Source organism: Mailhella sp., assembly GCF_057866825.1.
Window position 1 is genome coordinate 1 of sequence record NZ_DBMAHT010000122.1, and the last position, 5,954, is coordinate 5,954.

Annotated in this window: 4 protein-coding genes and 1 pseudogene; all 5 read right to left on the bottom strand. The window is 63.0% G+C overall.

Annotation, left to right across the window (positions count from 1 at the left end; genetic code table 11):
• Positions 1-407: glycine zipper 2TM domain-containing protein (locus ACZM96_RS09110; protein ID WP_489488669.1), on the bottom strand; the 407-nt coding region annotated here is incomplete at its 3' end.
• 251 nt (positions 408-658) lie between these two features.
• The gene (gene rbp / locus ACZM96_RS09115) at positions 659-922 is read right to left on the bottom strand and encodes an RNA-binding regulator (protein ID WP_294484960.1); all 264 of its coding nucleotides are present in this window, start codon (positions 920-922) and stop codon (positions 659-661) included.
• Between the two features lie 751 nt (positions 923-1,673).
• On the bottom strand, positions 1,674-3,737 hold the full coding sequence (gene mutL, locus ACZM96_RS09120) for a DNA mismatch repair endonuclease MutL (RefSeq protein WP_489488670.1): 2,064 nt from the start codon (positions 3,735-3,737) through the stop codon (positions 1,674-1,676).
• Positions 3,738-4,340: 603 nt separating this feature from the next.
• Positions 4,341-5,021 carry a 3'-5' exonuclease gene (locus ACZM96_RS09125; protein WP_489488671.1) on the bottom strand — a complete coding sequence of 227 codons (681 nt, stop codon included), beginning with the start codon at positions 5,019-5,021 and terminating at the stop codon, positions 4,341-4,343.
• Positions 5,022-5,528: 507 nt separating this feature from the next.
• Positions 5,529-5,954: pseudogene (locus ACZM96_RS09130) on the bottom strand (tRNA uridine-5-carboxymethylaminomethyl(34) synthesis GTPase MnmE); the annotation flags it as partial.

The window sequence follows — 5,954 nt, forward strand, 5'->3', positions numbered from 1 at the left end:
TTGCCCTGAACGATGACTTCTTCGCTGCCGTTGTCGTAGCGCACGGTGATCTGCAGGCCGGTCTGCTGCGAGGCGAGATTGCCCGCGCCTGCGCCTGCCGCGCCGCCGAGCAGCGCGCCGCCCACGGTGGCAAGGGTGCGGCCGGAGCCGCTGCCTATGGTGCTGCCGATGACGCCGCCTGCAATGGCGCCGATGACGCCGCCGACGGTCTGCTTGGAGCTTGCGCCGCTGTTGATGTTGATTTCCCTGACTTCCGTGGCCGTGGCGCGGTACACGGTAAAGGACTGACGCGCTTCACCGGCGTTGTAGTCGTAACCGCCGAGCTGCGGTCCGCATCCCGGAAGCGCGGGAAGGGCGACCGCCATGGCTGCGGCCAGAATCAGGGCCGACGACTTACGAAAACGCATAACAGTCTCCTGTAAAGACGAAATGGAAACAAGAGTGCTTCCATCATAACCAGCTTGCGGGGAATGTCCAGTTAAGAACGCCTTGCGCTGCTTCTGCACGCGGAAAATCCGGCCCGGCCTGCGCGGGCGGCGGGGTCGCTGCTCCTGTTCTGCACCTCTTCTGCGCACGGGCAAACGCGCGGTGAAGGGGCATTAAATAAAAGACCCCGGCAAGCCGGGGTGGAACAAGGCTGCTTGGACAGCCTCAGTGACTAGTAGCGGGGACGGGGAGCACGGGGCTTCGCTTCGTTCACGCGCAGGGTGCGTCCGCCGAAGCTGGTGTTGTCCAGAGCTTCAATGGCGGCAGCGGCCGCGGGATCTTCCATCTCGACAAAACCAAAACCACGGGCACGCCCGGTTTCACGGTCGCTCACCAGCTTTACGGAGAGCACGTTGCCGTAGGGGGCAAAAAGATTCTGAACCTGCTCTTCGGTGGCGGACCAGGGAAGATTCCCGACATAAATAGACTTGGCCATGAGAAAAACCTCACACAAAAGAAATCTAAAACCCACACCCTGCTCCGGCAAACCGATTGCCCAGAGTGTCTCTCCTGTCTATCAGCTATGCCCCAACGGCAAGAGCAAGTCAATGCGTATTTGGTATTTTTTTCTCATTTTATCACGCTGAAAACTTCCATTTTTTTCTATTATTACAAATAAATAAGCATGAAAGGAAAGAATTCTGGAGAGAATTTCAGATATTTTTTGCGCGGAGGAAAAAATGGCGCAGATCGTCGGAATCAGCGCGTCTTCGGGGAAATGTCCTGCGGAAAAGACGGATGGGCCGATATTTCGGGAGAAAAATAAATATTGAGTGATATGAGTGAATTATACTTGCAGACTTGAGCTTGTGAATGAAGTCGTGAACGGTGCGTTCCGCGCGGCGGGCTGTTTTGCGCCGCATGGAGCCGCCAAAAGGGCGGCTGAGCCGCTTTTGGTGCGGGCAGGGGCGGAAGGCGGCCGAGTTCGGCAGCGCGAGTCGGGCAGGGGAGAGGCGGACGGATGGCGCAGGGCGGCGGCCGGTGCTCCGACGGCGCAGGATTCATGAAGGAAAGGGGCGGCACGTCGGAATCAACGACCGGGCGGAGGAAGGTTTCGGATGCAGGATGCTGCTGGCTGGCTGCACGGCGGCGCGAGCGGCGGGGCATGGTTCCTGCCGCCTCGGGCCGAGGCGCGCCGAAGGGTGCGTCAGCGCTCCGGCAAAAAGGCGCGCCTCTTCCGGCGAAGCTCAGGACTGCCGACGCTTGAACAGCTTTTCAAGGTCGGCCTTTTCCAGCGTCACGGCGCAGGGCCTGCCGTGAGGGCAGAAGTCCGGCGATTCCGTGCGCAGCCACTGCCGGATGAGATGCATGGCGTCGTCGGGCGTGAGATGCTGCCCTGCGCGGATGGCCGTGGCGCAGGCGTGATGAATCCACACGCTCTCCAGATCGTCCACGCGCCCGGAGAGCGCCTCGCGCATAAAGGCCGAGGCTTCGGCGCGGTCCATTTCCGGGGGCATGGTCTGCACGAGGCACTGATTGCCCCGGCACGAGGTTTCAAAGCCGAGCCTGAGCAGGTTGTCCCGAATTTCCAGCAGGCGTTCCGTCTCCGCGGGGTGCAGATCCAGCTTGAGCGGCACGAGCAGCGGCTGCGCCACGCCGCGCGAGCCGCCGTTGCGGAACTTTTCATAGAAGATGCGTTCGTGCATGGCGTGCTGATCCAGAATCAGCAGCGTGTCGTCGTTCTGGGAAAGCACGAGATAGGTACGGGCCACCTGACCGAGATAGCGGAAGCCGCGCAGGGGCGAGCCGTCCGCGCTCTGTTCGGGGCGCGCGTCCGGCAGCGGGAGATCGAGGGGCTTCGGCGCGGCCTTGATTTCCGGTGCAGTCGTTGTTGCCTCCGCAGGCGTCGCAACGGGGGCGGAGGGCGCAGGCTGCGCTTCGGAGGACTGGCTTTCCGAGGGTTCGACAAAAGGTTCGGCGTCTTCCGCCTCCCGGTTCACGGGAAGGGGCGGCACGGATGCGGGGCGCGGATGCGGCACGGCAAAGCCCGTCCTTTCGCGGACGACGCTTTTGTTCGGACGCCCGGTGACGAAGTCCCGTTCGGGCATGCTGCGTTCGCGAAGTCCTGCGGGGCCGTCGTCCTGAAAGTCAAAGGATGAGCGGGGCGGCGTTTTTTGTTTCGGCATCACGCGCACGGCGTCGGCCTCGCCCCAGAAGCCCAGCGGGCGAGCAGGGCGTTCCTTTTCCTGCACGGCGGAGGCATCCGCGCGTTCGGCAAAGCGTTCGGAAGCGAGCGGCACGCCCGCCAGCGCGCTGCCCACGGCGCGCAGCACGGCGGCGAACACGGTCTGCTCGTCGCGGAAGCGGACTTCGTTCTTGGCGGGATGCACGTTGACGTCCACTTCCTCGGGCGGCATGTCGATGAACAGCACGGTCTGCGGATAGTCGCGGCTGGTGAGACGGCCCTGATAGACCTGACGCACGGCGCGCATGAGCAGTCTGTCGTTGACGGCGCGGCCGTTCACGTAGAAGAGCATGCGGTCGGCGCGCGGCTGCGAGGAGCGCGGATCGGAAGAGAGGCCGTGCAGATGCATGCCCGAAGTCGTCACGTCGAAGGGACGCAGGGCGTCCACCACGGCGGGCGGCCACAGCAGGGCCATGCGCTGGGCGAGCCTCTGCCCCGCCTCGAAGCGGACGAGCTCCCGGGAACCGGCCTTGAGCGTGAAGCCGACGTCCATGCGGGCGAGGGCGAGTCTGGTGAAGAGTTCCTGCGCTTTTTTCTGTTCCGTGGCGGGCGTTTTCAGAAATTTCAGTCGTGCGGGAATGTTGGAGAACAGCTCGGAGACCTCCACCACGGTGCCCTGATTGAGCGCCGCCGGGGCCACGGATCGGATGGTGCCGTAGAGCACGTCGATGCAGAAGGCTTCGCCGGTGGAGCCGTCGTCCTCCAGAGGGGCGGAGGTCATGCGGAAGCGCGACACGGACGCAATGCTGGGCAGGGCCTCGCCGCGGAAGCCGTAGGAGCGGATGTTCATGAGATCGGCCACGTCGGCGATTTTGCTGGTGGCGTGACGGGTCACGGCAAGTTCAAGCTGATCGCCGCTCACCCCGCGGCCGTTGTCGGTCACGCGGATCATGGTCTGACCGCCGTTTTCCAGTTCCACCAGCACGCTGGTCGCGCCGGCATCGAGACTGTTTTCCACAAGTTCCTTGACCACGCTGGCCGGACGTTCCACCACTTCGCCGGCGGCGATCTGGTTGGAGAGTTCGGGAGGAAGCAGGCGGATGATTTTTTTGGCGTTCGTGTTCATAGGAATCCTTTGCTTGAGTGACGCGCGGCGTTGCGATTGATATTTTCGGGCGAAACGTCAGGAAGTCAAGACGGGGAAAGAGAAGCGCCGCGTCGGCGGGAAAGAGGGGACGGTCGGTGCTGATCGGCGGAGTCGCCCGGCGGAGCGGGAGCGTTGCGGGGAGAGCCTGGGAGAAGCTGCGGCAGAGGGGCGCGGAAAAAGGTGAGGGAAAAGGGGAAAGAGAGGCAGCGGGCCGGGCTCGGAGCGTCGGACGCGGGAACATGCGGCGCGCCGGAGGTGGGAAACTCGGCAAGACGGTACGCGCAGGGGAGGGAAATCGCGTTTTTCAGGGGAAGGCTTCGGAGGTCGGAAGCGTGCTTCGGCGTTCGGCAACGCACGCTGCCCTTTGTGGGGGTGAACCGCCGTTTGTAAGCGCGCCGCCGGGGGAAAAACAGCACTGTATCCCTGAGAGAGCAGCGCCTCGGGAATATCTTGTCTGGAGCTCCGCGTCTTGGGCGCACAACACCCTTCGGACTGCCGGGCCCTGGCCTGTTGTCGCGCGCTGTTCGGCGCGTGTTCCCCGGTCCGGGGGCGCTGATGAGGAAAGTGCGCCCTGCGGCGGAATCAGGCGGATTTTTTGGCCTTGCGCTGACGCGGCGGCTGACTGCCGCCCTGACGCAGCATGTGGAAATACAGCTCGCGTCCCACCCATGCGTCGGTGGCGGCGTATTTTATCTGCTGCACGGTGAGTTCGTAGTTTTCCCAGTTGGAGCACTGGGCGCTTTTGCTGATGCGGAAGCCCAGCAGATTGGCGGCCAGGGTGCGCAGGCCCTGCGCCTGAATGCCGCGCGCGCGGGCCATGGCGGCAAGATCCGCCACGCCGTCGGCCACAAAGGGATGAATGCGGGCAAGGGCCTTCATGTCGTCGTGAATGGCCACGCCGGCCTTCAGTACGCGGGGGGAGGAAAGCAGTTCGGCCACGTCTTCGGAAAAGGGCGTGTGCGTGAGCTGAATGAGGTACACGGTTTCCGCCGTGGCAAGCTGAATGAGGGCCGGGCGGCAGGTCTTGCCCTTGGTGAAGGTGGGACGGGTCTCGGTGTCGAAGCCGAGCACGTTCTCCTGCCACAGATCGTTCAGCGCTGCGGCCAGCGCGTCTTCGTCCTGCACGAGCACGACGGGCCCTTCCCACGCGCGGATGGGGAGAAGGTTGATTTCCTCCTTGCTCAGGGACGGCTGAAGAACGACGGGCGAGAGCGACTGTCGATGCGGAGCGCGGGATGGGGAAGATGCGTTGTTGCCGGACATAAATAATACCTTTCTGGCGAGACTAGCATGGAAAGACAGAGGGAGCAAGCCGTCTGCTGCCGCTCTGGCGGAGTCCGTCAAGGAACGTATGTTCTGCCGGACAGTTACGGTAAAAATAACGGCAATTCATGCAAGAGGGCGTCATCATGCGTTCGTTTTTTTCTGCATTGCCGGAGCACGGATGAGGCCTTGGCCTCTGCATGCCCGGTTCGCTGTTTGTTGCCTCGCGAGACTCTCATGCATTGCAGAGATTGAAGACAAATATTCCGCCTCCGGGCACCGATGAGAGTCCGAAGGCGGAATAACGCGTCGATGACGCCATATTCAAGAATCGCGCAGGGCGTTGTTGCGGCGATTATGCCGCATTTCAACAGTCAGCCAGGAAGCGGCTGCGGAAAATTGCCTGTTTTTCCCGGCAACGTCGCGCGACGACACAGAAAGCGTTTTCCGTTTCCCGCCCGTCGCTTCATGAAGGGCAAAGCCGCGCAGGCTCGCTGTTTCGCCGGGCTACTTGCCTATGCAGAAGGAAGAGAAAATGGCGTTCAGCGTGTCTTCCGTGCTGTTCAGACCGGTGATGTCCGCCAGATGCGCGCTGGCCGTTTCCAGATGGATGCTGCAAAGATCCGGCGGCACGGACATGGCGATGGCCTTTTTCAGCGCTTCGAGCGCTTCGAGCGCCCGGCGGAGCTGACTTGCCTGCCGGAGATTGGGCGCAATGTCGCCTTCTTCCGGCGTTTCGTCCTTGAGGCAGAGGCGGCGGATGGCCGAGGCAAGCTCGTCCACGCCTTCGCCGCTGCGAGCGCTCACGGGCAGCACGTCTGCACCGTGGAAGCGGCGCGCGCTTTCCGGCAGCGGACAGAGATCGGCCTTGTTCCAGACCACGAGGCAGCGTTCCGGCCCCAGTTCGTCCACAAGCGAGCCCTCGGCCCGGAA

Excerpts from the sequence above, each read along its gene's own strand:
- rbp (WP_294484960.1), bottom strand. The coding sequence starts at position 922 with ATGGCCAAGTCTATTTATGTCGGGAATCTTCCCTGGTCCGCCACCGAA.
- ACZM96_RS09125 (WP_489488671.1), bottom strand. The coding sequence starts at position 5,021 with ATGTCCGGCAACAACGCATCTTCCCCATCCCGCGCTCCGCATCGACAG.
- mutL (WP_489488670.1), bottom strand. The coding sequence starts at position 3,737 with ATGAACACGAACGCCAAAAAAATCATCCGCCTGCTTCCTCCCGAACTC.